This window comes from Pseudomonas sp. W15Feb9B, from assembly GCF_000828175.1.
Taxonomy (GTDB): Bacteria; Pseudomonadota; Gammaproteobacteria; order Pseudomonadales; family Pseudomonadaceae; genus Aquipseudomonas; species Aquipseudomonas parakoreensis.
This window is the reverse complement of record NZ_JTKF01000028.1, coordinates 15,684-42,490: the sequence shown is the minus strand read 5'-3', so window position 1 is coordinate 42,490 and position 26,807 is coordinate 15,684. Positions and strand designations below refer to the sequence as shown.

The window sequence follows — 26,807 nt, the reverse complement described above, 5'->3', positions numbered from 1 at the left end:
GCTTCCTATTAAGGCCGGCAATTCATTCCTTGGAAACGCTCGATTCAAGGGTAATCGTCAGTAAAACCGCGCCTTCCCCCACCTATTGTGTAAAATGCCGCCCGGGTGCCACCGCAACAACGCGGCAGGGCAGGTTTAATTCAGCGCAGGTCGGGCCGCCGCGCGGAGTTGCTGTGCCTATGAGCCACGATCCGTCACGCCTGCAGGCTGCCCGTCAGGAGTCGCCTTCTGCCCTGGCCTTTCTCTCGCGATTTTTCGCCGCCGAGTCCGCCGGTGGCCTGATTCTGATGGCCGCTGCCCTGGCCGCGCTGCTGGTCGCCAACTCGCCTTGGGCGGCCACGTATTTCTCGACCTTGCACATCAAGATCGCCGGTCTGTCGATCGAGCATTGGGTGAATGATGGCCTGATGGCGATCTTCTTCATGCTGGTGGGCCTGGAGATTAAGCGCGAAATGCTCGCCGGTCAGTTGTCGACCTGGGGTCAGCGTGCGCTGCCGGGTTTTGCCGCTTTGGGCGGAATGCTGGTGCCAGCGCTTATCTATGTCGCGATCAACTGGGGCAATCCACAAACCCTCAGCGGTTGGGCGATTCCCGCGGCCACCGACATTGCTTTTGCCCTGGGCGTGCTGTCGCTGCTGGGCAAACGGGTGCCTGTGTCGCTGAAAATCTTCCTATCGGCGCTGGCTATCCTCGATGACTTGGGCGCCGTGGTGATCATCGCGATTTTCTACACCAGCGGCCTGTCGATAAGCATGCTGCTGGCCTCGTTGGCGGTGATTGCGCTGCTGGTGATCCTCAACCGCTGCGGGGTCAGAAAGCTGTGGCCGTACCTGATCGCCGGCGCCCTGCTGTGGTTCTTCATGCTGCAATCGGGGATCCACGCGACCCTCGCCGGGGTGATTCTGGCTCTGTGCATTCCGCTGGGCAACCCGGAGGACGAGCACAATTCGCCGCTGCTCTACCTCGAAGAAAAAATGCATCCGTGGGTGGCGTTCGCCGTGGTGCCGATTTTCGGCTTCGCCAACGCCGGGGTGTCGCTGACTGGCATTTCCCCGAGCAACCTGCTTGAGCCGGTGCCACTGGGCGTCGCGTTGGGCCTGTTGTTCGGCAAGCAGATCGGCATCCTCGGCCTCGGCGCCCTGGCGATTCGCAGCGGTCTGGCGCAACTGCCGCAAGGCGCGAGCTGGCTGCAACTGTATGGCGTCGCCCTGCTCTGCGGGATCGGCTTCACCATGAGCCTGTTCATTGGCGCGCTGGCGTTCCCGGGCGCGCCGCATCTGGTCGACTCGGTGAAAGTTGGGGTGTTGCTGGGTTCGATCCTGTCCGCGCTGCTGGCGGTGGTCGTGCTGACGAGTGCGGGTAAGGCGAAGGCTTCGAGCTGACCTCAAGGTCTCATCGAAACAAAAAACAATGTGGGAGCGAACCTGCTCGCGAAGGCGCTGGTTCAGTCAACAGCTTCGCTGACTGAACTGACGCTATCGCGAGCAGGCTCACTCCCACAGTTTTTTACAGCGGTAATGCTCAGCCTTTTTCGTCGATTCCGGCCTGCAGGGTCTGGCTGTTCAGGTGGCCGCTCAGGGTCACCGGACCGACTTTCAGATTGCCGTTATCAAACGACACCTTCGGTGCGTTCTCCTCGGTTTTCTGCGGCAGGTCCAGTCCGGCTTTCACCCCGTAATCACGGTTGACCAGATCGCTGCCAACGACCTTCGAAGCGCCCAGATCGACCTTGCCGTCCGTCGATGAAATCCGCGCGCCGGTCAGCTGCGTGCCACCACCAACGTTCAACTTCACACCCTGATTGCCACCGATGCCGGACGCCTGCGCCACGCTGTCCTTGTGCGCGTATTCGCCCTGCGCTTTCAGCGTTGGTTTGTAGTCGGTGCCGGCGAGTTTTTCCTTGTCACTCGGCGGGTTCTTCTTCGCGGTCAGGCCCAGATCGACATCGACCTTGGCTTGCGCCTTCGAGTCCTGACGGCTGTCGACGGTCAGGTCACCGGCAACCCTGCCACTGACATTTTTCGCGTCGATCCGCGCGCCCGACAGTTGTGCATCGCCTGCGCTGTTGAGGACCACGCTGTCAGCCTTGATCTGGCTGTTCTGCTGGGTGGTGCCTTGCAGGTAATCGACGCCGACCTTGGCCCCGGCGTTGAAGCCGTGGTCGCTGCTGGCCTGTTCATCGGCGGCGGTCGGAGTCTTGCTGCTCAGGTTGCCACCGGCATTCAGCGCGACGTTCCAGTTGTTGCGCGTCTCGGTGGATTGCGCCGACTCCTGAACCAAACCGCCCTTCTGCGCATTGATGCTGATGTTCGGCGCGCTGACTTGCGTGCCTTGCAGGTGCACCGCGTCACCGCTCAAGGCGATTTGGCTCTGGCTGTTGAGCTGTCCACCGGTCAGGGTTTGCGAGTGTTCGTTGACCCGACCGATGTTGAAGTTGCCGCTCAAATTACCGCCCTGATCGCGACTCTTCTCGCTGCTGGATTTGCTGCCGCCGCCCTTCAAACCGCCGCCGAGATTGCTGCCGGTTGCGGTGTGGGTATCAACGGCCGCTTGCAGATCAAGCTTGCCGTCAGCGTGCATATCGATGGCGCCGGCGCTGTCGATCCTGGTGCCTCGCTGAACCTGATTGCCACCGCTGCTCAGTTGCACCGGGCCGTTGCCGCTGATGCTCGCCACGTGAGCCTGGGTGTCATTGGTCTGCTTGCCGGTGTGATCAATCTGGAAGCCAGCGCCGAGGTCGACGTTGGTGCCGTCGGTGCCCGGCAAGGTGCCAACCGTCAGCGAGCCGTTGCCGCGCAGGCTGGAGTCGCTGCTGCTCTGGCGATCATTGGCCTGATTCAGCGCCAGATCGCCGCCGGTCTTGATGTTCACCCCGCCCTGCCCGCCGTCGAAACGGCTGCCAGCAAACTGCGCATCTGCGCCAACGTTGATGTTCACGCCCTGATTGCCGGCATAACCGCCGACCACCGCCGTGCTGCTGTCCTTGCTGGCGTAGCGGTTGCCGCCCGCACCGCTGCCGGCGACGTTCACGTCTTCGCCGGTCTTGGTGTAGACGCGCACGTCGACCTTGGCATCCACTGAGTTATCGGTGCTGCTGTAAGTGTTGCTCGCGGCATCGGCAACCAGTTTGTCGGCGCTGATGTTGACCTGACCGTTGCTCGCGCTGTACTGAGTGCCCTGATCGTGCAGGGTACCGGCGGTTTTCACCTCGACACTGCCGCCGTCGAAACGACTGACTACCGCGTTGCTGCTCTGCTCGGTCTTGTCGGCGCTGCCGTGACCGATTGCCACGTCGAGACCGACGTTCGGCTGGCCAAGATTGCTCAGGCCTTCCTTGTCCGGCACCTTGCCGTTGAGCACATCCTTGACCGCACCGGCAATCGGGCGGGCGATGTCCTTGTACTCGACATTGGCGCCGATGTCCGCCGACCAGTTGCTCTGGTTGTGGCTGCTGCTTTCGGTGTTGCTTGCCGCGCGGTTGTCGATCTCGTTGGCCGCGACGTTCAGACCGTTGCCAGCCTTGACCTGCGCGCCTTCGGTCACCAGCTTGTCGGCGTTGAGGGTCAAGCCGCCGCTGCTCTGCACGTTGGTGGTTTGCGCGGTGGTTTTGCTGCTGCTGTCTTGCGTGGTGCTGTGAGCGAAATCGACGCCACTGCCGGCACGGTCGAGGCCGCCGGTGTAGTAGAAACCACCGCCGGTGCTGGAGGTGTCGGTCGAAGTTTTGTGGCTATCCTGTTCGGCCAGCAACGACACATTTTTGCCGCCCAGCGTGGTGTCGCCGGCGGTGGATTTGACTTCACCGCCCTTGATCGTCAGATCGCCGCCGGCCTTCACTTGCACGCTGCCGCCGCTGAGGCTCGAGCCTTGCTGGGTGACGTCGTTGCGGGTGACGGTCTGCTGCTTGTCTTCGTAGTGCACCCCGGCGCGGTATTGCTCCGACGTTTGCTCTTTGGCGTAGGCATCGAAGCCACGGGTCTCGGTGGTCGAACTGCTGTCGTGGGTGTTCTGCGTGGAATGCACGTTCACATCACCGGCAGCGTCCGCCGTCAGCGCACCGCCGGCCTTGACCGTGGAGCCGGCCACTTCGATGTCCTTGGCGCTCTTGAGCTTGAGGTTGCTGTCGGAAACCAGCTCGCTGCGCAGCGTGGTGCTGTCCCTGGAGTTCTGCCGCGATTCGTCCTTGCTGATGCCGAAGAACTTGCTGTCCTTGTCGTGGTTGTTGCTGTGCGAAGTGTCCTGCACGCCGTCGATCACCAGCGAACCCTGATCGCTGATCACGCTGGCCTCGGTGCCGCCACGGACCTGGCTGCCGCTGATGCGCACGTCATCAGCCTTGACGATCAGTTTGCCGGCCGCATTGATTTTGCTGCCCTGATGCTGGGTCTGGCCCTTGTCGGCGTCACCGGTCTTGCCGAAGAATCCGCCGCCAACCAGGTCGCCTGAGTAGCTGTTGTTATTACTGCGACTGGTGCGCGTGGCGGTGGTGACGTCCACTTGCTTGCCCGCCAGTTTCACATCGCCGGCGCTGTTCAGTTCGGCGCCTTCGGAACGCAACAACGCGGCGGTTTGCAGCGCGATATTGCCACCCTTCAACTGGCTGCCGAGGCTGCGCTGCTCTTCGCTGCTGCTGTTCCAGTCAGCCTTCCACAAATGCTTGCGATGGTTGCCCTGATCGGTCTGAGTGTGGCTTTCGGTGGCCGCAGTCAGGCGCAGATCACCGCCGCTGTGCACATCGAGATTTTTCGCCGCTTCAACTTTGGCTGCTTTGAGTTCGGTGTCTTTGCCGGAGGTTAGCCTGGCGTCGCGGCTGGCGACGATCTGGCTGCCGTGCTGGCGAGTTTCACTGTCGGTCTGGGTGCGGTCGTAGGTTTCCCAGGTGATGCCGATGGTGCTGTTGCTCCAGTTTTCTCGCGTCTGCTGAAGCTTGCGGCTTTCGACGCTGCTCAGGGTCAGATTGCGCTTGGCATTGACGCTGACGTCGCGACCACTGACGTCGGTGGCGGCCAATGTCAGGTCGTTGCCGCTGTGCAGGCCGACATCGCCCTGACTGCTGCGAATGCCGGCACGGCTCGCGTCGAGGCTATTGGAGATCGCTTCACCGCTGACACTCAGGTCGCCAGCCGAACGGATCTGCACGCCGTCACGCCCGGCCACTTGCACCGCACCCACACGCACGCCCGCGCCTTCGGCGGTGCTGACGATGTTGATGCGCCCGGCCTGCATCGCGCCGAACAGGCTGGCGTCGATGCGTTGATCGGCGGTGTTGCCCGCCGGGTCCACGGTTTTTACCTGACCGCTGGCGTAATCCACCTGATTGCGTCCGACCGTGAGGTTCAGTTGATCGCGGGCGTCGATGCGGCCCTGGCTGTCGATACGCGGGGCAATCAGGTTGACCGAACCCTCGGCATTACGCAGGCCGCCACTCTGGATCTGCAACTGACCGCTGGCGTCGCGGGTGTTCAGCGCTTGCAGTTTGCCGTCGTTCAATTCCGGACGACCGACCACGAGATTGGCGTTCGGCGTGTTGATGAAACTGCCGCCGTTCACCGAAATGCCGTTGGGGTTGGCCAGCACATAATCGGCGGCGCGGCCGAAGATTTCCTGGGCGCCATTGATCGCCGAAGGGTTACGGCTGATCACCTCGTTGAGGATCACGCTCGCCGCCTGCCCCTGCAGTTGCGGGTTGGCCGCCAGTTGCCCGGCGAGCTGCGATTGCCCGGCCTGCAAGGCGTTATTCAGCACCAGCCCCTGACGGTCGACGTTGTAGTCGAGGAACTGGTTGTGCGACAGGCCCGAGCCGTTGGGCGCGACGATGTTGACGATGGGCACGCCGCCCTGAGTCTGCAATTGCGCGGTGCCGCCGGGGCCGGGTGCGACCACCACACCGCCGGCGATAGCGGTCGGCAGGTGCACGGCGAAGAACAGGCTGGCGATCGCCCAGCGTAGTTTGCCCCGAGGAGAAAGATGAAATGCAAAGGTGTGTGCTGGCATAAAAACGTCTCCATGTAAGTACGGCATCACGGCGCGCGATTGAGTATTGGCCGTGGCTGTCGCGCTCAGATCCGACGGCTGTTTGTTCACTGCTTGATGAGTCTCGGTGGTGCTCATATCTGCAACCCCACGCGCATCAGCCAGGTCTCTGGCTCGTGCTGCAATCCGTTGGGGGTGTTGAGGGCGCGCTGGTAGTCGACGTCCACTTGCAGATTCTTCCAGCCCAGATTCAGCCCGACGCTGGCGCCGCTCAGGCGTTGGCCCTGGGCACCGTGGTCGGCCTTGAGCCAGCCGTTGTCCAGCGCCACGCGCGGGGTGATCTGCACCGGCCAGTCGTTGCGCAGGGGCAGACGCAGGGTGTTGCGCCAGATCGCGCCGCTGGCAGCGGATGCGCTGTTGACCCGATAGCCGCGCACTGCCGAATCGTCGGTGCCAAGCAACTGTTCGATGGCTGGCAACGGGTCGGGGCTGTATTGCAAATTGAGCTGGCTTTGCCACTGCCACGCTTGCGCGCCGAACTGGCCGTTACGCCACTGGCTGAGGCCGGCGCGGTACTTGTGAAATTGCGCTTTGGGCAGGTTGTTGACCGCGTGATTGGCGTCGTCATCGGCGCCCAGCCAGCGCAGGCCTTGCGAGTAGGTGAAGTCGAGGTTCCACACCGCACGGTCGAGCCAGAACAGATTGAGCCCGGCTTCGGCCACGGTCAGGGTCGGGCTCTGAATGCCCAGGCGAACATTCTCCAGGTAGCTGTCGACGTCCTTGTGTGCCAGTTGCAGGTTGGCGCTGAGCTGGCGGCTCTGGTCGCGCCACAACACGCGGTCGGCGCGCAGGCTCAGTTGATCGGTGATGCCGGTGCTGTACAGGGTCGCGCTGGGCAGTTTGAACGGCGCGCGATACTCGGCGTGGCTGGCGAATGCGCTGTAGGTCCAGTAGCCGTAGGGAATCGCGTAATACAGGCTGGCGTTGCGACTGTAGCGGTCGCCCTGATTCAACGTGTCGCTGGCGCTGAGGCTCAGCAGGTCGTTAAGTTGCAACGGGCTGTCGACGCTCAGGCTGACGCTGTTGCGATCCCGCCCGGTGCTGGCGCTGCCGAGGTTGTCCACGCCCAACCCCAACGCCCAGCGCGACTGTCCGGAAGTGCGCGAGCGCAGGATGATTCGCGACGCGCCAGGCTGGCTGCCGGGGGCGATGTCGGCGGTCAGGTCAAGCGAACGCAAGCGGTTCAGTTGATCCAGGCCCTGCTCCAGATCGCGCAGGTTCAGCGGCTGGCCGAGCATGTGCGGGAACGCGCCACCCAGCGAAACGGGCAGGCTCTGATCGGCCAGTTCGATGGACTCGATGTAGCCTTCGTCCACCATGATGTCCAGCGACTGCCCCGCCGCCGGCGCACTCAACAGGTACGGGCGGCTGGCGATGTAGCCCTGCTCGACGTAGGCGGCGGTGATGGTCGCCAGCAGATGGTTGATCTGGCCGACGCCCATGCACGGCGCCAGCAGCGGTTTGATCCGGGCGTTGAGCTTGGCGCTGTCGATCAGCGTGACACCGCCGATGCGCGTGCCACTTAGCGGCCAGCAACGTTCATCGGGGGCGACTGTCTGCGGGAGCGCTGGTGTGGCCGGCGCCGGGCCGAACGCACCGCGCTCCAGTTGGCGCTTGCGTTGTTCCATCTGCAGTTGTTGCAGATCGCGTTGTTGCTGTTGCTGCTGGCGCAGCACTTCCTGGCCCGGCGCAACAGGGTCGGCCGCTTGAATCGAGGAGGCACACACACTCAACACAAAGGCCGACAACAGCGGGCAAAGCGTGAAGCGACGACGAGAAACAGCGCGAAGCAAATACGGCACGCAACATCCTTGCAAGCATGAAATGGCGTAATGCCACTTCATCAATGCGAGTGATAGTCAGAGCCTTCTTACGCAAATGCAAGACGCTTCCTACAGCGCTTACATTTCTTAAACATTTGATTTTGCTGTGTTCAACGCTAGGCCATCAGGGTTTCCCCGAGGGCTTTCATCGAGTACTCGAAGACCTGCCCCGCATTACCAGGGCTGTCATTCATCGAAACCGCTCCAAACCCCGAGGCCGGGTAAGCAACTGACGACCGGCACAAAAACATAATTGCCACAAAATATTACTTGCGTCATATTGCGACTGTAATAACTACTCGTTCCCGCAGGTATTACGCCATGACCGCCATGTCCACCCTCGAGCCCGACCTGTCAGCCCCGGTCACCCCCGCCAAACCGCCATTGCGCAAGCGCCTGCTGCTGACCGGCTCTGGTCTGATCGCGCTGGTCGTGGTCGGCGTGTACGCCAGTCATTGGTGGAGCACCGGGCGTTTTCTCGAGGAGACTGACGATGCCTACATCGGTGGCGACGTCACGGTGATCGGGCCGAAGATTGCCGGCTACATCGAAGAAGTGCTGGTCAGCGACAACCAGTCGGTCAAGGCCGGCGACGTGCTGATCCGCCTCGACGCGCGCGACTATCGCGCCAACCTCGCCAAAGCCGAAGGCGCAGTAGCCGCCGAAGAGGCGCTGCTGGCCAACCTCGATGCCACTGAACAACTGCAGCAAGCGGTGATCGGCCAGGCCCGCGCCGGCATCGATGCCGCCGGTGCCGAAACCGCCCGCTCGCGGGATGACAATGCGCGCTACAAACGTCTGGTCAGCACCAATGCCGTGTCGGTGGAAAGCGCCCAGCGCGCCGACGCCAGCTTCAAGACCGCCCAGGCCCTGAGTGCCCGCGCCCAGGCCGAATTGCTCGCCGCTCAGCGCCAACTGGCGGTGATCGACACCCAGAAACAACAGGCCCGCGCCGCCCTGCAACAAGCCCGGGCCGAGCGTGATCTGGCGCAGTTGAACCTCGGCTACACCGAACTGCGCGCGCCGGTTGATGGCGTGATCGGCAATCGCCGCGCACGGGTCGGCGCCTATGCCCAGGCCGGGTCGCAACAGTTGTCGGTGGTGCCGGCCAGCGGTCTGTGGGTGGATGCCAATTTCAAGGAAGACCAACTGGCGCGGATGAAACCCGGGCAACGGGTGAGCATCCGCGCCGACGTGCTTTCCGGCCAGGAGTTCCACGGCCGCCTCGACAGCCTCGCCCCTGCCACCGGCGCGCAATTCAGCGTACTACCGCCGGAGAACGCCACCGGCAACTTCACCAAAATCGTCCAGCGGGTACCGGTGCGAATCCTCCTCGATCCGGCTGATGGCGTGCTCGGCCATCTGCGGCCGGGGCTATCGGTGACCGCTGAAGTCGACACCCGCGCGCAAGCCGAAACCAGCGCCGTGGCCGTCGCACCATGAGCACCGCCCTCACCGCCCCGGCGCAACCGTTCAACGCCGCCGACATGGCCACCGCGACCAAAGTGTTCGCCTTCGCCACGATGTGCATCGGCATGTTCATCGCGCTGCTAGACATCCAGATCGTCTCGGCCTCGCTGCGCGACATCGGCGGCGGGCTCTCGGCCGGCACCGATGAAACCGCGTGGGTGCAGACCAGTTACCTGATCGCCGAAATCATCGTGATCCCGCTGTCAGGCTGGCTGTCGCGGGTGTTCTCCACCCGCTGGCTATTCTGTGCTTCGGCGGTCGGCTTCACCCTGGCCAGTTTGCTTTGCGGTGTGGCCTGGAACATCCAGAGCATGATCGCCTTTCGGGCGCTGCAGGGCTTTCTCGGCGGCTCGATGATTCCGTTGGTGTTCACCACCGCGTTCTTTTTCTTCACCGGCAAACAACGGGTGATCGCCGCCGCGACCATCGGTGCGGTGGCTTCGCTGGCGCCGACCTTGGGTCCGGTAATCGGCGGCTGGATTACCGACATTTCCTCATGGCACTGGCTGTTCTACATCAACCTGGTGCCGGGGATTTTCGTCGCCGTCGCAGTACCAATGCTGGTAAAGATCGACCAGCCGGAACTGGCGCTGCTCAAGGGCGCGGACTACCTGAGTATGGTGTGTCTCGCGCTGTTTCTCGGCTGCCTGGAATACACCCTCGAAGAAGGTCCGCGCTGGAACTGGTTCAGCGATCAAACGATTCTGACCACGGCGTGGATCAGCGGTCTGGCGGGTCTGGCCTTTATCGGGCGCACCTTGCACGTGGCCAATCCGATCGTCGATCTGCGCGCACTCAAGGATCGCAATTTCGCCCTCGGCTGCTTCTTTTCCTTCGTCACCGGGATTGGTCTGTTCGCGACGATTTACCTGACGCCGCTGTTTCTCGGCCGGGTGCGTGGCTACAGCGCGCTGGACATTGGTCTGGCGGTTTTTTCCACCGGGGTGTTCCAGATCATGGCGATTCCGTTGTACGCCTTTCTCGCCAATCGCATGGATTTGCGCTGGATCATGATGCTTGGGTTGGGCTTGTTTGCCGTATCGATGTGGGAGTTCAGTCCAATCACCCACGACTGGGGCGCCGGCCAGTTGATGCTACCGCAAGCGCTGCGCGGGATCGCCCAGCAACTGGCGGTGCCGCCGGCAGTGACACTGACTCTGGGAGGTTTGGCACCGGCGCGCTTGAAGCACGCTTCGGGGCTGTTCAACCTGATGCGCAATCTGGGCGGGGCCATCGGCATTGCCGCCTGCGCGACCATTCTCAATGACCGCACCAACCTGCACTTCACCCGCCTGGCCGAGCATTTGAACAGCAGCAACGAGGCGCTGAATCAGTGGTTGTCGCAGGTCAGTGGCAACCTGGCGACATTGGGCCAGAGCGGTGATGTCGGGACCACCGCCGGCCTGCGTCAACTGTGGTTGCTGACTTACCGCGAGGCGCAGACCCAGACCTACAGCGATACCTTTTTGATGATCATGCTGTGCTTCATCATCGCCACGGCGATGGTGCCCTTGATGCGCAAGGTACAACCACCGTCTGCGCCGAGCGCGGATGCGCATTGATGCCTCGCCCGTGTAGGAGCTGCCGCAGGCTGCGATCTTTTGATCTTGTCTTTAACAGATCGCAGCCTCGTTTCACTCGACAGCGCCTACAGGGTTATGTATTGCGGCTCAGAGCTGCGGGGTTTTGCGGAAGCCCACGGCCAGACGGTTCCAGCTGTTGATGGTGCTGATCGCCACGCTCAGGTCGACCATTTCCTTGGGCGTGAATTGCGCGGCGACCATGTCATAGTCTTCGTCCGGCGCGTGAGTCAGGCTCAGTTGAGTCAGCGACTCGGTCCACAGCAGCGCCGCACGTTCGCGCTCGGTGAAGAATGGCGCCTCACGCCACGCGGTCACCGCGAACAGCCGGCGCGGGGTCTCACCGCCCTTGATTGCATCGGCGGTGTGCATGTCGATGCAGAAGGCGCAGCCGTTGATCTGCGAAGCGCGCAGCTTGACCAGTTCAATCAGGGTCTTTTCCAGCGGCAGTTTCGAGACCGCAGTTTCCAGGGCCATCATCGCTTTCAGGGCGTCTGGGGAGGCGGTGTAGAAATCGGTACGAGCTTTCATGGTGGAGTTTCCGGGGCCAGTGAATGTGTGACTAAGGTAGTCCCGCCACTGCCCCGGACAAATAGCCAATCTCCCGGAAGACGAGTAGACCACCGCGTCACACGCGCTGACGCAACCAGTGCAGGAACCCGGTTTTCGCCACCACAGTCGGCACGTCCTGGGTCAGGGTCTGAGCCTTGTGCAGGCGATAATCGAGCAAGGCTTTCATCGCCTCGTTGATGTCGTGGCGGGCATCCAGGCACGGCTTCAGATAGGTCTTCTCGATGCGGTACAGCGCACAGAAGGTTTTCGCCGCGAAGGTCGCCGGCACCGACGAATCGGAGAGGATGCCGGCCTCGCCGATCACCTCCCCCGGCCCCATGCGTCCGGATTCGAACGGGCTGCCATGGCGAGTCAAGGTCACGCTGACCACGCCCGATTCGATAATGAACAAATGATCGCTGACCTCCCCGGCTTCGAGGATCGTCTCGCCGGCACGGAAGGTTTGCAGGGTCATGTTCTGGCTGAAGGTGTCTTTCTCTTCCTGGCGCAGCGTGGAGAAAATCGGTGAGCTGTCGAGCAGCGCCCGCGGCCGCGAAAGATTGCCGGTGACGATCGGTTCGACACTCGACAACAGATTGACCCCGGACGCCTGCAGATGCCGGTAAGCCAGATCGAACAGCTGATTGCGCACCGGACGTTTCTGGTCCATAGACGACACAAAGCCGCTGATTTCGTATTCGACACCGGTACTGCTGGCGCTTTTCAGTGCGACGCTCGGCGCGGGATTGTCCAGCAGCGGACGGCAGCCCTGCATCGCCCGTTCCAGCGCATCGATCACCGTATTGGGCCGGGCATGCGGGCTGACCTGGACACTGACGGCCAGGCCGAACATGTTGCTCGGCCGGCTGAAGTTGATGATCTTGGCCTTGGCCGCCAGCGAGTTGGGAATCACCGCCATGCTGCCCTGGCTGGTCTGCAGACGCGTAGCGCGCCAATCGATGTCGATGACCCGGCCTTCGGTGCCGTCGATGGAGATCCAGTCATCGATCTGATACGGCTTGGTGGTGTTGAGCACGATCCCGGAAAACACATCACTGAGGGTGCTCTGCAACGCCAGACCGACAATGATCGCCAAGGCCCCGGACGTCGCCAGCACACCTTTGACCGGCAGATCCAGCACGTAGGCCAGGGCCGCGATAATCGCGATCAGGAAAATCACCGCACCGAGCAGATCCTGCAACAGCCGTCCGGTGTGCCCGACCCGCTGCATCATCACCGCGCCGATCAGCACGGTCAGGGTGCGCGCACCGAACAGCCACCAGCCGATCTGCAACCCGGTCGCCGCCAGATGCAACGGCACGTTGTCCGCCCACGGCGCAGGCTCCATCGGGTTGAGGCCTTCGTTGAACAGCACCGCGCTGAACAGGCTGAAAATCAGCACCCGCACCAACAGCTTCCACGCGCTGCCACGGGAACTGATCAGGCGCCACAGGCCCAGATCGAGCAGGATCAGGATCAACGCGCAAAACAACGGATGTTCGGTCAAGAAAGACAGCATCAAACCACTCCGATACGGGCCAATCGCGAGAAGATCGCACAGATTGGCTCAGTGTAGGAGCAATTGATTTCAGAGGCAGAACGCCCGCGCAAAAACACCAAAAACCCCTGTGGGAGCGAGCCTGCTCGCGAAGGCGGTGGATCAGTCAGACACGCATTGACTGGCACTGCGCTTTCGCAAGCAAGCCCGCTCCCACAGGGGTGAAATTTACCCGTGCATTTGGCCAAAACGCCCGGACTGGAAGTCGGCGAATGCCTGATGAATTTCCTGCTCGGTGTTCATCACGAACGGACCATGGCCGACAATCGGTTCGTCGATCGGCTCGCCGCTGAGCAGCAGCACTACCGCGTCTTCACTGGCCTCAAGGGTCAACTGACGACCGTCGCGCTCGAACAGCACCAACTGCCCGACACCCGCAGTTTCCACACCGTTTATCTTGACCGAACCTTTCAACAGCACCAGCGCAGTGTTGCGCCCTTCGTGCAGATCCAGGCTCAACAACTTGCCGGCATTGAGCCGCAGGTCCCAGACGTCGATCGGCGTGAACGTGCGCGATGGGCCTGTATACCCATCGAACTCACCGGCAATCAGCCGCAGGCTGCCGGCGTCGTCCTTCAGCGCGATATTCGGAATATCGCCGTCGAGAATGGTCTGGTAGCCGGGCGCGGCCATTTTGTCCTTGGCCGGCAGGTTGACCCACAGCTGCACCATTTCGAGCTTGCCGCCGGTTCTGGCGAAATCATCCGAATGAAACTCTTCATGCAGGATCCCGGACGCAGCCGTCATCCACTGCACGTCGCCCGGGCCGATGGTGCCGCCGCTGCCGGTGGAGTCACGGTGTTGTACCTCACCGTCGTAGACGATGGTCACGGTTTCAAAACCACGATGCGGATGCTGGCCAACACCGCGGCGCTCGGTGGTCGGGGTGAATTGCGCAGGTCCTGCGTGATCGAGTAGCAGGAACGGGCTGATGTGCTTGCCCAGATTGTCGTAGGAAAACAGAGTGCGAACCGGGAAGCCATCGCCGACCCAATGGCCGCGAGGGCTGGTGTAGATACCGATGATGTTTTTCATGGTTGCCTCCAGAAAAGTGGGTGACGCAATGAATTAAGCTTAAATCCATGACGGTTGAAGGACTAGACGGCAAAAACCAGTCTTAGCGTCCCACTCATAGAACAGTCCTCATCCAAAAGCGTCCCCGCCTCGCCCTGTAGGAGCTGCGGCACGCTGCGATCTTTTGATTTTAATAACAGGATCAAAAGATCGCGGCGTGCCGCAGCGCCCGCAAGATTCGTGACTTGTGCTCAACAGTGCTTTGTCCCACCAGCGGTTTTTCTCAAGAACGCAGACGCGGATACTCCCGCCCATTCTCACTGCAACCCTGGAGTCATCAATGTCTGTTCCCGCTTTTGGTCTGGGTACGTTTCGCCTGCAAGGCCAGGTGGTGATCGATTCGGTGCGTAATGCGCTGGATCTCGGTTACCGCGTCATCGACACCGCGCAGATCTACGAGAACGAAGCCGAGGTCGGTCAAGCCATCGCCGCCAGCGGCATTGCTCGCCAAGAGCTGTTCATCACCAGCAAGATCTGGATCGCCAACTTCGCCAAGGATCGCTTGATCGACAGCCTCAAGGAAAGCCTGCGCAAGCTGCAGACCGACTACCTCGACCTGACGCTGATCCACTGGCCATCGCCGGAAGATCAAGTGCCCGTCGCCGAGTTCATGGGCGCGCTGCTCGAAGCCAAACGTCTGGGCCTGACCCGGCAGATCGGCGTTTCCAACTTCACCATCGAGCTGATGCAACAGGCAATTGCAGCGGTCGGCGCAGAAAACATCGCCACCAACCAGATCGAACTGCACCCGTACCTGCAAAACCGCAAAGTGGTCGAGTTCGCGCAAAGCCAAGGCATCCAGATTACCTCGTACATGACCCTCGCCTATGGCGAAGTGCTCAAGGACCCGCTGATCCAGCAGATTGCCGCACGCCTGCAAGCAACCCCGGCGCAAGTCACTCTGGCCTGGGCAATGCAACAGGGCTACGCGGTGATTCCATCGTCGACCCGACGCGCCAATCTGCAGAGCAACCTCGGTGCTGCGGCGCTGACCCTGAGCGACGCCGACATGGCGTTGATCGCCACGCTGGAGCGCGGCCAGCGCCTGACCAGCCCGAAAGGCATTGCTCCGCTGTGGGACTGATCGTTCAGCTCTGAAGGCGCTGCGCGAGACTGAGCATGGCCTGGCGCAGCACCTCGACCGAGCGCTCGACCACTTGGATTTCGGCGTCTCGGCAGGCCTGCTCGAGATCCGCACAGGCTGCCACCACTCGCGCGGCACCGACCATCTGCGCGCCGCCCTTGATGTGATGCGCCAGCGTGCGCAATTCACTCGGATTGAGGGGCCGGCGTGCGACGTCCAGCCGTTGCAGGTCGTCCTGCAGGCTGCACAAGACTTGCTCTCGCAATCGTTGCATCAGCGCATGATCGTCACCGGCCATTTGCTCCAGCGCACTCAGGTCGAGTTCGGTCAAGGGCCGTGGCTGCTTCGGCTCGCCCGCATTTTCGCTGTGCCTGGCGCCCTGCAACGCCAGCGCCAGATCAGCCAGGCGGATCGGTTTGAACAGGCAATCATCCATACCGGCCTCAAGACACCGTGCCTTTTCCTCGATCTGCGCATTGGCGGTAAAGCCGAGAATCAGACACCGTGCCCGGCCGCTCGCCGCCTCTTCGCCACGGATCGCCCGCGCGAGTTCGTAGCCGTTGCGCCGGGGCATATTGCAATCGGTGATCAGCACGTCAAACGCTTGTGCCCGCCAGCGTTGCAGCCCCTGTTCCCCGTCCTCCATATCAACGGTGCGGTGGCCGAGTTCACTCAACTGCCAACAGAGCAGCAGCCGGTTGACCGGATGGTCATCCACCACCAGCACGCTCAGTGAGCGCGCCGGCGTGTCCGCCACCGCGGTGCTTGCAGCCTCGGTGGCAAGCGCGGCCAACGATTGCAATTGCAGACTGACCTCGACCCGTGTTCCATGTCCCGGCTCGCTGACAAGGCGTAGCGTACCGCCCATCATTTCGCAGAGCTCACGGCTGATCACCAACCCCAGCCCCGAGCCGCTGCGCGCGGACTGCCCGGGGTTGCCGGCCTGAACAAACGGGCTGAACAGGCGCTGGCGGTCATGCTCGCTGATGCCGATGCCACTGTCTTCGATCACCACCGTCACGCCCACGCTTGCGAGCGGCATCGCGTGCACTGATAGCCGCAAGCTGACCTCGCCTTGCTCGGTGAACTTGATCGCGTTGCTCAACAGGTTCGACAGCACTTGCTTGAAGCGCACCGGATCAATCAATACGTCAACGTCACTGCCCGCCCCCAGCTCGATGTGCCATGACAGGCACTTTTGTCGCGCCAGCCCTTCGAATACCCGGCACACCGAGGCCACCAGTTCGCGCAGGTTGGCCCGCTGCGGCGCGAGGGACAACTGCCCGGATTCGATGCGCGCGATATCGAGAATATCGCCAATCAGCGCGAGCAGTTGCTGACCGGCGCCCGACGCAACCTGAATCGCCAACCGGTCAGTGACACCCTCCTCGGCACGCTTGAGCGCCAGTTCGAGCATGCCGATCAACGCGTTCATCGGCGTGCGGATTTCATGGCTCATGGTCGCCAGGAAAGTCGTCTTGGCGCGGTTGGCATCGTCAGCCGCCTCCTTGGCCTGCTGCAACTGATGCAACCATTGCTGACGCTGACGTAACTGCCAGCGCTGAAAACCGATCCAGGCCAGCGCCAGCACCAGCAACCCCGCCGCGGCGGCAAACCCGAGGACAATCTCGCGGCGGTGGCGCACCCAATAGCTCTCCTCCACCACCACATCATGGCTCCAGCGCTCGACCAACTCGTCCATCTGCTGCGGCGCGATGCTCAGCAGTGCCTTGTTCAGCATTGTGTGCAGCGCCGTGGCTTGCGGTGCAGTCGCCAATGCAATGCGTGCCGGTTGATCGCCGACGGTGTTGGTGATGCGCAAACGCTCGCGGTACTGGCGGGCAAGCAGAAAGCGCGCCACCAGCAGTGAACTGACGGTCGCATCGGCCTGGTCCTTGACGATCAGTTCCATGCCCTCGGCGGGACTGCGCACCTCCACCAGTCGGACTCGTGGCACGCGCCGCACCAGGTAGTCGCGCAACGGATGCCCGCGATAAATCGCCAGGCGCTTGTCCTGTAAATCGTCGAGGCTGCGCGGGCTGCCGGCCGTTGTCGCACTGATCAGCACAAACGGGTTGTTCAGATAGGCGCGGGTGAACTGCAGCTCGGCTTCACGCTCGCTGCTGGGCGTCACCACCGGCAACACGTCGAGTTCACCGGCCTTGAGCTGTTCGATCTGGCGGTCCAGCGAACGCCCCCGAACCACGTCGAATTGCAAACCGGTGCGCTGGCTGATCAGGTTGAGCAGCTGTGCCGACAGACCACTGAAACGGCCCTCGGCATCAAAAAAACTCAGTGGCGCGAAGTCCTCGATCACCCCCACCCGCACCACCGGGTGCTGCGCCAACCAGTCCTGCTCGCTGGCACTCAGGTGTACCCGCGACTGTGCGGCCATCTGCGCGCGTCCTGCGCTCCAGCGTTGCTCGATAAGCTGACGACGCTCCATGGGAATTGCCGCCAGCGCCTTGTCGATGATGCGTTTGAGGCGTACTTCACTGCGCCGCAGGGCGAAACCGAAGGCGTTGGCATCCAGCCCGGACGGCCCGGCCAATTGCAGGTCATTGCGATAATTGGTGTTGATCAGGTAATTGGCGCTGATCAGATCGCCGAGATAGCCATCATCGACACCGAAAGCCACCGCCCCCAGTGCGTCCATCGCCGAGGGATAGCGCAGCACCTGCGCCTCGGGATAGAACGCCTGCACACTGGCCAGCGGCAGATAATCCTCGACCATGGCGATGCGTTTGCCTGCCAGATCCACCGACAACGTTTCGTCAAACCGGGTCACCAGCATCGGCTGATCGTCGGCGTAGGGTCGCGACAGGACGAAATCAGGGTCGGCGAGTTCAAAGCTGTTGGAGGTGCCGAGCAGGTCGAGTTCACCATGTTTCAGCGCAGCCATGACTTGCTCGCGATTGGCGAAACGCTGCACATCGATGCGCACCCCGAGCAGTTGCGCCAGCAGCTCGGCGTAATCGGCGGTGAGCCCTTCCAGCTCTTGTTGATTGCGGGTGATTTCGAACGGCGGATAGTCCGCACCGGAAATGCCCATGCGCAAGACCGGATGCTGGCGTAACCACTGACGGTCACGCCCATCGAGCGCAACATGGACATTGTCCAGTTCGGCCTGGGGCAACAGTTGCAGGTGCTGCGCCGGGTCACTGGCCCAAGAGGTGGCCGTGATGCTCAACCACAGGACACAGCACCAGCCTTGCCGATTCATCAGGTCACTCAGAGCAAATGATTGCGTTTGGCGAATTCGCGCAAGTGCACCGTCGAGTTGATCCCGAGTTTTTTCATCAAACGGGTTTTGTAGGTGCTGACGGTTTTATGGCTCAGGTGCATGTGTTCGGCGATCAGTTTGTTGGCTTTGCCCTGGGCCAATTGCTCAAGGATATTTAGCTCACGATTGGACAGGTCGTCGATCATCTGCTTTTCGCTGCGGTGCAAAGGGGTCGACGTATAGTCCTTGTCAGACGGCGCCGCAAAGTAGGAATAGCCTGACATCAACGCCTGAATTGCCTTGTGCAATTGCAGTAACTGGTTGGTTTTGGCCACGAAGCCCAAGGCACCGGCACGCAGGCAGCGGTCCTGATAATACTGCGGGTCCTGAGAGGTGAAGATCAGCACCTTGCATTTGGGGTCGATGGCCTTCAGCCGTTCCAGCACCTCCAGGCCACCGATCCCCGGTAACTTGAGGTCGAGTATCACCAGTTTGGGTTTGTGCTCACGATTCAGGGCCAGGGCCTCGCTGGCGCTCGCGGCCTCGTGAATCTCCTTGAATCGCTCGGTTTGGAGTACGAGTCTCACGGCTGCGCGCACCACCGGATGATCGTCGACGATCAGCGCTGACTTCATGACGGCTCCCCGTGCAACCACATGACAAAGGTGCCACGACGTCGGATGCTGCGGACGCCGCTGCTGTGCAAAGACTGTTACACGGGAACCCTGCAGGATCTACCTGTCAGATCTGACAGTTGCAGCAAACGCCAAACCGTGCTCAAGCCCGGCGCTGCAGGGCCGATGCCGGGTTCCGGGCATTCGCTGCGCACTGCGGCGGGCCCTCAACCCGATCCATCAGGTGCTTGATCGCAGCCTGGTCGGGCAGTGCGACATGGCTGATCTGCATGTTTTCCTGAGCAAAACCTGCTGGGGTCTGCACCGGGGCCGAAGGTTCGTTGTAGATCAGAACATGACGGACATGCGGGTTGTTCAGGAAAAAGTCCGACAGGTCCAGCGACCCGGCCGTCAGTTCGGCATTGATGACTAAGGCATCGAAGGGTTCGCAGCCGTATTCCACCAGCGTCAGCAACTCCAGCAGACTCTGCACCGGAGCGATGCGGAAGTATTCGAGATGGTTGAACAGCCGCTCGATTTTCATTCGGTGAAAATGCTGCGGATCGGCAATCAGTATGCGCAGGGTTTTATTGATCATGCTCGATGTCCCGAAGCTCGGAGGTGGCGCGCCAAGACTACGCACCTCGCCGGAACAGCTCTGTAGGACCTTTCCTAAAAATCCGCTCATTCGTCTGTTCCTTTGCCGTGGTTGCGCCGTTGCAGCCAGTTCAACAGATCGGCCCCGGCCATCGGCCGTGCGTACCAGTAGCCCTGCCCTTGCGTGCAGCCCAGCGCCAGCAGTTCACGACGTTGCGCAGCGGTTTCGATGCCTTCGATGACCACGCTCATGCCCAAGGCTTCGCCCAACGCCAGGGTGCTGCTGATGGCCGCGCGGCAACGGGGTTCATGCGCAAGGTTGCGAATGAAATCGGCGTCGAGCTTGATCTCGTTGAAGGGCAACTGACACAGGCGTTGCAACGAAGAGAATCCGGCGCCGAAGTCATCGATCGACAAGCGACAGCCCATCATCCGCAACCGCACCAGTGTCTCCAGGCTGGTGGCGGGTGCTTCGAGCAGGCCGCTTTCGGTCAGCTCGAAGGTCAGGCTCGAGCCGCTGCTTGTATGTTCGGCCAACAGGCTTTTCAACGTCGATGTCAGTTGCGCATTGGCCAGTTGCACGGTTTGCAGGTTGAACGCCAGGTTCAGGACAAAACCTTGCGCCCGGGCGCTGCGCTGCACGTGCAAGGCCTGGTCGATCTGCGCCAACAGCATCTCGTCGAGCAGCCCGCAACGCTCGAGTACCGGCAAGAACATTGCTGGCGAAATCAGCCCGCGTGTCGGGTGCTGCCAGCGGCACAGCACTTCGACGCCTCGAACCTCACCGTTCTGCAGGTCGAACTTGGGTTGATACCAGGCCTGCAATTGGCCCTCGGCCAGCGCATGGCGGACCGTCGTTTCACTGGCCAGCGTCATCGCGCGCAGCGGCTGCGGCGGGTTGATCTGCCGGTTGACGAATGTGTCGAGTAACTCGGCCAGTCCCTCAACGTGCAGCGGTTTGCCGACATCACCGAGCAGGTCCAGCCCAAGCAGTGCGACCATCTGATGCACCGCGCGCCGCAGGTCCGCCGACAGCGCACTGCAGATGATCACCGACCTGACCTGCCCCGAGGCGCCGACCCGTTGCAGAAACGCCAGCCCGTCCATGCCCTCCATCTGCAAGTCGCACAGGGCGATGTCCACCGCGCCGACTTCATCGAGCAACGCCAGCGCCTGCGCACCATCGCTGGCCTCCAGCACCTGCTGACAACCCAGCCCTTGCAGGAGGTTCACCGCCACGGAGCGCTGAAAAGCGTGGTCTTCCAGCACCAGGATACGAAGCGGCAGGTTGGGCATGAGGGTCGGCTCGCTGTGGGTGAAGTGCGGATGAGTGTTGAGCTCGCGAGGGAGCGTCTGCATTTGCTTGACCATCGAGATGTACCAGCACGGTGCCAGGGCCCTGGCGATTCCGCGTCGCAGAGCGTGTAGGACTTAGAGTTTGACGGCGTAAGAAAATGTGCTGAGCACGCTATACAGAACTCACCAGAAACACTGTAGGAAACGTCCTGAAAAACAGCTGGAAATCTCTTGAAAGCAGGCAACATGCCGCACAGGCATTGGCCGATGCGGCGATGTTCATGACAGCACCGGCGACTGTGTACGCTGAGAGCCACGCCCAATGGCGGTGCAATGTGGTTGCCTTATTCGGTGGTACTCGGACTCCAGAACGCCTGCACCACCAGCGCTGAAGTCGAAATCCGCGCCACCAGCGCATCGAGTTCATCGCCGTCGACCGAAGTCGTCGCCAGCGTGGCTTCGATCTCGATTTCGTCGGCACCGAAGGCGTGTACATCGACGTCGCTGGCCGGGTAATTGCTGCGTTCCAGCTCGGCTTCGAGCAGGGCGAACACGGCTTTCTGCTGCGAGCGCCGGGCGATCACGTAAACAATGTTGGTGACTTCCGCCGAAACCACGTCCAGTGGCTGGCGGTTGATGTTGTTGACGATCGGCCGCAGCAAGGTGTTGGCGGCGAGGATGAACAGCGTGCCGAGCACCGCCTCGGCCAACAGGTCGGCCCCGGCGCAAGCGCCGACGGCGGCGGAAGTCCACAAGGTCGCGGCGGTGTTGAGGCCACGGACGTTACCTTCCTCGCGCATGATCACGCCCGCGCCGAGAAAGCCAATCCCGGAAACCACGTACGCGACCACCCGCACCGCGCCTTCTGCGCCGCCGAGACGGTTGGCCATGTCGACGAAAATCGCCGCACCGACCGCCACCAGCACGTTGGTGCGCAGGCCGGCGGTGCGTTGCCGGTACTGGCGCTCGAACCCGATCAGGCCACCGAGGATGAACGCCGCGCTGAGGCTGACGAGGGTGTCGAGCAGCGAGGTGAGGTTGAGGTTGTTGATGGCTTGCATGATGAAGCTCCTTGAATAGTCCACAGTCCCTTTGTTGGGCTTGCTGCCAATTCACTTGAACTACCCGTTCCCTGTAGGAGCTGCCGCAGGCTGCGATCTGTTGATCTTGTCTTTTAAAAACAAAATCGACAGATCGCAGCCTGCGGCAGCTCCTACAGGTTGGCAGGTGAAGATTGCAGCCTGCTGTTATTGCCAGCCGAACCGGCGGATGTAGAAACCTTTCACCGCCTGGGTCAGCGCCATGTACGCCAGCAGGATCATCGGCAGGAACACGAAGTACAGCGACGGCAGTGCCTGCAGTTTGAAGTAGTTGGCCAGCGGCCCCATCGGCAGGAAGATCCCGACCGCCATGATGATCCCGGTCATCACCAGCAGCGGCATGGCTGCACGGCTTTGCAGGAACGGAATCTTCGGCGTGCGGATCATGTGCACGATCAGCGTCTGGGTCAGCAGCCCTACCACGAACCAGCCGGACTGGAACAGTGTCTGGTGATCCGGGGTGTTGGCATCGAACACGTACCACATCAAGGCGAACGTGGTGATGTCAAAGATCGAACTGATCGGCCCGAAGAACAGCATGAAGCGACCGACATCCGCCGGCTGCCAGCGCTGTGGCTTTTTCAGCATCTCGTCATCGACGTTGTCGAACGGAATGGCGATCTGCGAAATGTCGTAGAGCAGGTTCTGTACCAGCAGGTGCATCGGCAGCATCGGCAGGAACGGAATGAACGCACTGGCGACCAGCACCGAGAACACGTTGCCGAAGTTGGAGCTGGCCGTCATCTTGATGTACTTGAGCATGTTGGCGAAGGTCCGACGCCCTTCGAGCACGCCCTCCTCCAGCACCATCAGGCTCTTTTCCAGGAGGATGATGTCGGCGGCTTCCTTGGCGATGTCCACCGCACTGTCCACCGAAATACCGATGTCGGCGGTACGCAGCGCCGGCGCATCGTTGATACCATCGCCCATGAAACCGACCACATGGCCGTTGCCTTTGAGGATGCGCACGATGCGCTCCTTGTGCGACGGCGTGAGCTTGGCGAAGACGTTGGTTTTCTCTACCGCCACGGCCAGTTCGGCATCGCTCATGCGCTCGATGTCGTTGCCCATCAGCAAGCCCTGTTGCGCGAGGCCGACTTCGCGGCAAATCTTCGCGGTCACCAGTTCGTTGTCACCGGTCAGCACTTTGACCGCGACGCCGTGCTCGGCCAGCGCCTTGAGCGCTGGCGCAGTGCTTTCCTTCGGTGGATCAAGGAACGCCACGTAACCGATCAGCGTCAGTTCCTGTTCATCCGCCAGGCTGTAAGTGTCGCGACCTTCCGGCATCGAACGGGCAGCCACCGCCACCACGCGCAAGCCTTCAGCGTTGAATGCTGCGGTGACCTGACGAATCCGGGTCAGCAATTCATCGCTCAAGGCTTCTTCGACTTCGCCGTGCTGCACACGGGTGCACACCGCCAACACTTCTTCCACCGCACCTTTGCAGATCAGTTGATGTGGCTGACCACGCCCTTCGACCACCACCGACATGCGCCGGCGATTGAAGTCGAACGGAATCTCGTCGACCTTGCGAAACGCCGTGCCAACCTTCAATTCGCGATGGATTTCCACGTGCTCCAGCACCGCCACATCGAGCAGGTTTTTCAGCCCGGTCTGGTAGTAACTGTTGAGGTAAGCCATTTCCAGCACATCGTCGGAGTCTTCACCCCAGACGTCGACATTGCGTGCGAGAAAGATCTTGTCCTGGGTCAGGGTGCCGGTCTTGTCGGTGCACAGCACGTCCATCGCGCCGAAGTTCTGGATCGCATCCAGCCGCTTGACGATGACCTTCTTGCGCGACAGGAACACCGCGCCTTTGGCCAGGGTCGAGGTGACGATCATCGGCAGCATTTCCGGGGTCAGGCCCACGGCAATCGACAGCGCGAACAGCAGCGCTTCGGTCCAGTCGCCCTTGGTGAAACCGTTGATGAACAGCACCAGCGGCGCCATGACGAACATGAAGCGGATCAGCAGCCAGCTGACTTTGTTCACGCCCAGCTGGAACGAGGTCACCGCGCGGTCAGTTGCGCCCACACGCTGTGCCAACGCGCCGAAATAGGTGCTGTTGCCCGTGGTGAGAATCACCGCCACCGCCGTGCCGGACACCACGTTGGTGCCCATGAATAGAATGTTCTCCAGCTCCAGCGGATTGCGCGTGTCGCGGTCGGCCTGACGGGCAAACTTTTCCACCGGCATCGATTCGCCGGTCATCGCCGCCTGGCTGACGAACAGGTCCTTGGCGCTGAGCACCCGGCAGTCAGCGGGAATCATGTCGCCGGCCGACAGCACGATCAGGTCGCCCGGCACCAGTTGCTTGATCGGCAGCTCGATGCGTGGCTCGTCGCGGCGCATCACCGTGGCGGTGTTGCTGACCATCGCCTTGAGCGAGTCGGCGGCCCGGTTGGATTTGCTTTCCTGCCAGAAGCGCAGCAGCGTCGACAGCACCACCATGGAGAAAATCACCGTGGCGGCTTTCAGGTCTTCGGTCAGCCAGGAGATCACCGCCAACAGGGTCAGCAGCAGGTTGAACGGGTTTTTATAGCAGTGCCACAGGTGAGTCCACCATGGCAGCGGCTGCTCGTGTTCGACTTCGTTGAGGCCGTACTGCGCGCGCAGTGCGTCGACTTCAAAATCGGTCAGGCCGTCGGTGTGAGTACCCAGCGACGAGAGCAGTTCACCGCTGTCGCGATGGGCCGCATCGACCAGGGTGTTGGCCAGCGTGGGCGGGACTTCACGGCTGACCGTGGTGTCGTTGATCGATTCCAGCAGCGCCAGACGGCGGAAGTGCCGGGCGATGTGGCGTGTGCGCAGGAAGCCTGCGAAAAATTCCTTGAGCGTAAGTTTCATGGCTGTTGCCCCTATGGTCAGCCGGGAAACCGTCGAGCAGGTACGACCACGCCTCGTTCACCGGAAAATCCGGCACGGCAAGGCTTGGCGCGCCGGTCAGAAAAGACAGGCGTGTCGATAGGTTTGCGATCACGACCACACGGTCGAAATCACATACTTTCAGTGTCGATGAGAAGGACGTCGGGACATGGTCTCAACTGACCATGATCGGGATGCCGCTGCTCGCTTTACGGCGAGACAACGGCAGAGAAAGGCTGCGCGTTATCTTGCCGAGAATCTGCCGGTTACCGAGACCGGCCGACAACTGTCACTCGAACAAGTACCCACTGTGGGTCTCCGCTATTGATGAAAACGCGCGAAGCTTACGCCTCGATGATTGGAGAGTAAACCCGCAAAAGGAAGTGTGTCGGGGAATATCGGGGGATGTTCAGGAAGGGTTCAGGAATGGTTTTTTGCGGTGATCCTTGAGGCCCCTTCGCGAGCAAGCTCGCTCCCACATTGGATCTTCATCTGACACAAAATCTGTGTTCACTGAAAATCCCTTGTGGGAGCGAGCTTGCTCGCGAAGGCGGTCGATCAGGCAAAGCAGATTCAGCTGGCAGTCGCCAACAACAGATCCGCCATCGAACGATGCCCACGGTTCTTGCCATGCTCATACAACGACCCGGCAATCTCGTCGGCACGCACCGGCAACACCGACAGCAAGGTGTCGCTCAGACCATGGCTGGCCTGGCAGAAGCCCTGCATGTACAGGCCGGCCTTGCAGCGTTCGTCGGTGATCAGTTTGTAGTTGCGATCGACCTCGAAATCACCGAGGTACTCTTCCAGTGGCGCCAGTAATTTGCGGTGCATCTGCCGCTCGTAACCGGTGGCCAGGACCACGGCGTCATAGAGGCGCACGGTGACTTCACCGTTGGCGTTGTTGCGCACCGCCAGTTCGATGCCGCGCTCGGTGGCGGTGGCGCTTTCCACAGTGGTCAGGGTGCGGAACGCATGACGGGCGATGCCCGAGACTTTCTGCCGATAGAAGATGCCGTAGATGCGTTCGATCAGGTCGATGTCCACCACCGAATAGTTGGTGTTGTGGTACTCGTTGACCAGCCGCTCACGCTCGGCGCTGTTTTGCTGGAACACCAGATCGGTGAACTCCGGCGAGAACACTTCGTTGACGAACGGGCTGTCGTCCGCAGGCTTGAGAGCCGAGCCGCGCAGGATCATGTCGACCTGCACCGACGGGAACGAATCGTTCAGATCGATGAAGGCTTCCGCCGCGCTCTGCCCGCCGCCGATGATCGCGATGCTCATCGGTTGATTGTTCACACAAGGCTGCTTGGCCATCTGCGACAGATACTGCGAGTGATGGAACACACGGCTGTCGCCCTTCAACGCCTTGAACGCCTCCGGAATACGCGGCGTACCACCGGCACTGACCACCACCGAACGCGCGGTGCGCACAAACTGCTGGCCTTCGCTGTCGCGGGAGATCACGCGCAACGCTTCAACCTGGTGGTTGTGCAGCACCGGTTCGATGGTCAGCACTTCTTCGCCATAGCGGCTCTGCTCGGTGAACTGCCCGGCGACCCAGCGCAGGTAGTCGTTGTACTCCATGCGGCACGGGTAGAAGGTGCCGAGGTTGATGAAGTCCACCAGGCGGCCGTGAGCCTTCAGGTAATTGACGAACGAGTACGGGCTGGTCGGGTTGCGCAGGGTCACCAGATCCTTGAGGAAGGAAATCTGCAATTCGCTTTGGGTCGACAGGGTGTTGCCGTGCCAGCTGTAGTTGGCCTGCTTGTCGAGGAACAGCACATCCAGCTCGCCGTGGGTCGGGCCGCGCTCTTGCAGAGCGATGGCCAGCGCCAGGTTCGAAGGGCCGAAACCGACGCCGATCAGGTCGTGAACGATGGGCGATGCAATTGCCTGAGTCATTTCCAGTGTCCTCTGGATGAACCCCTCAACAAG

16 protein-coding genes are annotated in these 26,807 nt (G+C 61.5%); 4 read left to right on the top strand and 12 right to left on the bottom strand.

Annotated features, from left to right (window positions below):
- The first annotated feature begins 179 nt into the window (after positions 1 to 179).
- Positions 180 to 1,382 (top strand): Na+/H+ antiporter NhaA, encoded by a 1,203-nt coding sequence (gene nhaA / locus OC71_RS15400; protein WP_041070807.1) that lies wholly within the window; start codon positions 180 to 182, stop codon positions 1,380 to 1,382.
- A gap of 139 nt (positions 1,383 to 1,521) precedes the next feature.
- Here the strand turns inward: nhaA and OC71_RS15395 are convergent, their stop codons facing one another.
- Together OC71_RS15395 and OC71_RS15390 are read right to left on the bottom strand one after the other, a co-directional pair.
- Positions 1,522 to 5,991 (bottom strand): hemagglutinin repeat-containing protein, encoded by a 4,470-nt coding sequence (locus tag OC71_RS15395; protein WP_041070805.1) that lies wholly within the window; start codon positions 5,989 to 5,991, stop codon positions 1,522 to 1,524.
- A gap of 113 nt (positions 5,992 to 6,104) precedes the next feature.
- On the bottom strand, positions 6,105 to 7,832 hold the full coding sequence (locus OC71_RS15390) for a ShlB/FhaC/HecB family hemolysin secretion/activation protein (RefSeq protein WP_041070803.1): 1,728 nt from the start codon (positions 7,830 to 7,832) through the stop codon (positions 6,105 to 6,107).
- A gap of 342 nt (positions 7,833 to 8,174) precedes the next feature.
- Here OC71_RS15390 and OC71_RS15385 point away from each other — a divergent pair, with 342 nt between their 5' ends.
- Both OC71_RS15385 and OC71_RS15380 read left to right on the top strand, forming a co-directional pair.
- A complete protein-coding gene (locus tag OC71_RS15385) occupies positions 8,175 to 9,296 on the top strand; it encodes an HlyD family secretion protein (RefSeq protein WP_041070800.1) in 1,122 nt (373 codons plus the stop codon).
- Positions 9,293 to 10,885, top strand: a complete 1,593-nt coding sequence (locus OC71_RS15380; RefSeq protein ID WP_041070797.1) for a DHA2 family efflux MFS transporter permease subunit — start codon at positions 9,293 to 9,295, stop codon at positions 10,883 to 10,885. Before OC71_RS15385 ends, OC71_RS15380 begins: the two co-directional genes overlap by 4 nt.
- 108 nt (positions 10,886 to 10,993) lie before the next feature.
- Here the strand turns inward: OC71_RS15380 and OC71_RS15375 are convergent, their stop codons facing one another.
- From OC71_RS15375 to OC71_RS15365, 3 genes are all read right to left on the bottom strand, one after another.
- A complete protein-coding gene (locus OC71_RS15375) occupies positions 10,994 to 11,434 on the bottom strand; it encodes a carboxymuconolactone decarboxylase family protein (RefSeq protein WP_041070794.1) in 441 nt (146 codons plus the stop codon).
- A gap of 97 nt (positions 11,435 to 11,531) precedes the next feature.
- Entirely contained in the window at positions 11,532 to 12,974 is a 1,443-nt protein-coding gene (locus OC71_RS15370) for a mechanosensitive ion channel domain-containing protein (protein ID WP_041070791.1), read from the bottom strand.
- A gap of 207 nt (positions 12,975 to 13,181) precedes the next feature.
- The gene (locus OC71_RS15365) at positions 13,182 to 14,048 is read right to left on the bottom strand and encodes a pirin family protein (RefSeq protein WP_041070789.1); all 867 of its coding nucleotides are present in this window, start codon (positions 14,046 to 14,048) and stop codon (positions 13,182 to 13,184) included.
- Positions 14,049 to 14,367: 319 nt separating this feature from the next.
- On the opposite strand from OC71_RS15365, the gene dkgB reads away from it, so the two are divergent.
- Positions 14,368 to 15,171 (top strand): 2,5-didehydrogluconate reductase DkgB, encoded by an 804-nt coding sequence (dkgB, locus tag OC71_RS15360; RefSeq protein WP_041070786.1) that lies wholly within the window; start codon positions 14,368 to 14,370, stop codon positions 15,169 to 15,171.
- A gap of 4 nt (positions 15,172 to 15,175) precedes the next feature.
- Here the strand turns inward: dkgB and OC71_RS15355 are convergent, their stop codons facing one another.
- The 7 genes from OC71_RS15355 to OC71_RS15325 all read right to left on the bottom strand — a co-directional run bounded on the left by OC71_RS15355 (position 15,176) and on the right by OC71_RS15325 (position 26,774).
- Complete coding sequence (locus OC71_RS15355; protein WP_041070783.1) at positions 15,176 to 18,394, bottom strand: transporter substrate-binding domain-containing protein; 3,219 nt, start codon at positions 18,392 to 18,394, stop codon at positions 15,176 to 15,178.
- 8 nt (positions 18,395 to 18,402) lie between these two features.
- Positions 18,403 to 19,029 carry a response regulator transcription factor gene (locus tag OC71_RS15350; protein ID WP_041070780.1) on the bottom strand — a complete coding sequence of 209 codons (627 nt, stop codon included), beginning with the start codon at positions 19,027 to 19,029 and terminating at the stop codon, positions 18,403 to 18,405.
- Between the two features lie 142 nt (positions 19,030 to 19,171).
- Positions 19,172 to 19,606, bottom strand: coding sequence for a hypothetical protein (locus OC71_RS15345; protein WP_041070777.1), 435 nt, complete (start codon positions 19,604 to 19,606; stop codon positions 19,172 to 19,174).
- A gap of 86 nt (positions 19,607 to 19,692) precedes the next feature.
- On the bottom strand, positions 19,693 to 20,901 hold the full coding sequence (locus tag OC71_RS15340; RefSeq protein WP_041070868.1) for an EAL domain-containing protein: 1,209 nt from the start codon (positions 20,899 to 20,901) through the stop codon (positions 19,693 to 19,695).
- A gap of 344 nt (positions 20,902 to 21,245) precedes the next feature.
- The gene (locus OC71_RS15335; protein ID WP_007968289.1) at positions 21,246 to 21,962 is read right to left on the bottom strand and encodes an MgtC/SapB family protein; all 717 of its coding nucleotides are present in this window, start codon (positions 21,960 to 21,962) and stop codon (positions 21,246 to 21,248) included.
- Between the two features lie 186 nt (positions 21,963 to 22,148).
- On the bottom strand, positions 22,149 to 24,848 hold the full coding sequence (gene mgtA / locus OC71_RS15330; RefSeq protein ID WP_041070774.1) for a magnesium-translocating P-type ATPase: 2,700 nt from the start codon (positions 24,846 to 24,848) through the stop codon (positions 22,149 to 22,151).
- A 591-nt stretch (positions 24,849 to 25,439) separates the two neighbouring features.
- Positions 25,440 to 26,774 carry a lysine N(6)-hydroxylase/L-ornithine N(5)-oxygenase family protein gene (locus OC71_RS15325; protein WP_041070771.1) on the bottom strand — a complete coding sequence of 445 codons (1,335 nt, stop codon included), beginning with the start codon at positions 26,772 to 26,774 and terminating at the stop codon, positions 25,440 to 25,442.
- Positions 26,775 to 26,807: the final 33 nt, after the last annotated feature.

What these genes read in the sequence shown, in the direction of transcription:
- OC71_RS15375 (WP_041070794.1), bottom strand. Translation starts at nt 11,434, where the DNA reads ATGAAAGCTCGTACCGATTTCTACACCGCCTCCCCAGACGCCCTGAAA.
- mgtA (WP_041070774.1), bottom strand. Translation starts at nt 24,848, where the DNA reads ATGAAACTTACGCTCAAGGAATTTTTCGCAGGCTTCCTGCGCACACGC.
- nhaA (WP_041070807.1), top strand. Translation starts at nt 180, where the DNA reads ATGAGCCACGATCCGTCACGCCTGCAGGCTGCCCGTCAGGAGTCGCCT.
- OC71_RS15335 (WP_007968289.1), bottom strand. Translation starts at nt 21,962, where the DNA reads ATGCAAGCCATCAACAACCTCAACCTCACCTCGCTGCTCGACACCCTC.
- OC71_RS15385 (WP_041070800.1), top strand. Translation starts at nt 8,175, where the DNA reads ATGACCGCCATGTCCACCCTCGAGCCCGACCTGTCAGCCCCGGTCACC.
- OC71_RS15350 (WP_041070780.1), bottom strand. Translation starts at nt 19,029, where the DNA reads ATGAAGTCAGCGCTGATCGTCGACGATCATCCGGTGGTGCGCGCAGCC.
- OC71_RS15395 (WP_041070805.1), bottom strand. Translation starts at nt 5,991, where the DNA reads ATGCCAGCACACACCTTTGCATTTCATCTTTCTCCTCGGGGCAAACTA.
- OC71_RS15380 (WP_041070797.1), top strand. Translation starts at nt 9,293, where the DNA reads ATGAGCACCGCCCTCACCGCCCCGGCGCAACCGTTCAACGCCGCCGAC.
- OC71_RS15370 (WP_041070791.1), bottom strand. Translation starts at nt 12,974, where the DNA reads ATGCTGTCTTTCTTGACCGAACATCCGTTGTTTTGCGCGTTGATCCTG.
- OC71_RS15340 (WP_041070868.1), bottom strand. Translation starts at nt 20,901, where the DNA reads ATGCCCAACCTGCCGCTTCGTATCCTGGTGCTGGAAGACCACGCTTTT.
- dkgB (WP_041070786.1), top strand. Translation starts at nt 14,368, where the DNA reads ATGTCTGTTCCCGCTTTTGGTCTGGGTACGTTTCGCCTGCAAGGCCAG.
- OC71_RS15325 (WP_041070771.1), bottom strand. Translation starts at nt 26,774, where the DNA reads ATGACTCAGGCAATTGCATCGCCCATCGTTCACGACCTGATCGGCGTC.
- OC71_RS15355 (WP_041070783.1), bottom strand. Translation starts at nt 18,394, where the DNA reads ATGAATCGGCAAGGCTGGTGCTGTGTCCTGTGGTTGAGCATCACGGCC.
- OC71_RS15365 (WP_041070789.1), bottom strand. Translation starts at nt 14,048, where the DNA reads ATGAAAAACATCATCGGTATCTACACCAGCCCTCGCGGCCATTGGGTC.
- OC71_RS15345 (WP_041070777.1), bottom strand. Translation starts at nt 19,606, where the DNA reads ATGATCAATAAAACCCTGCGCATACTGATTGCCGATCCGCAGCATTTT.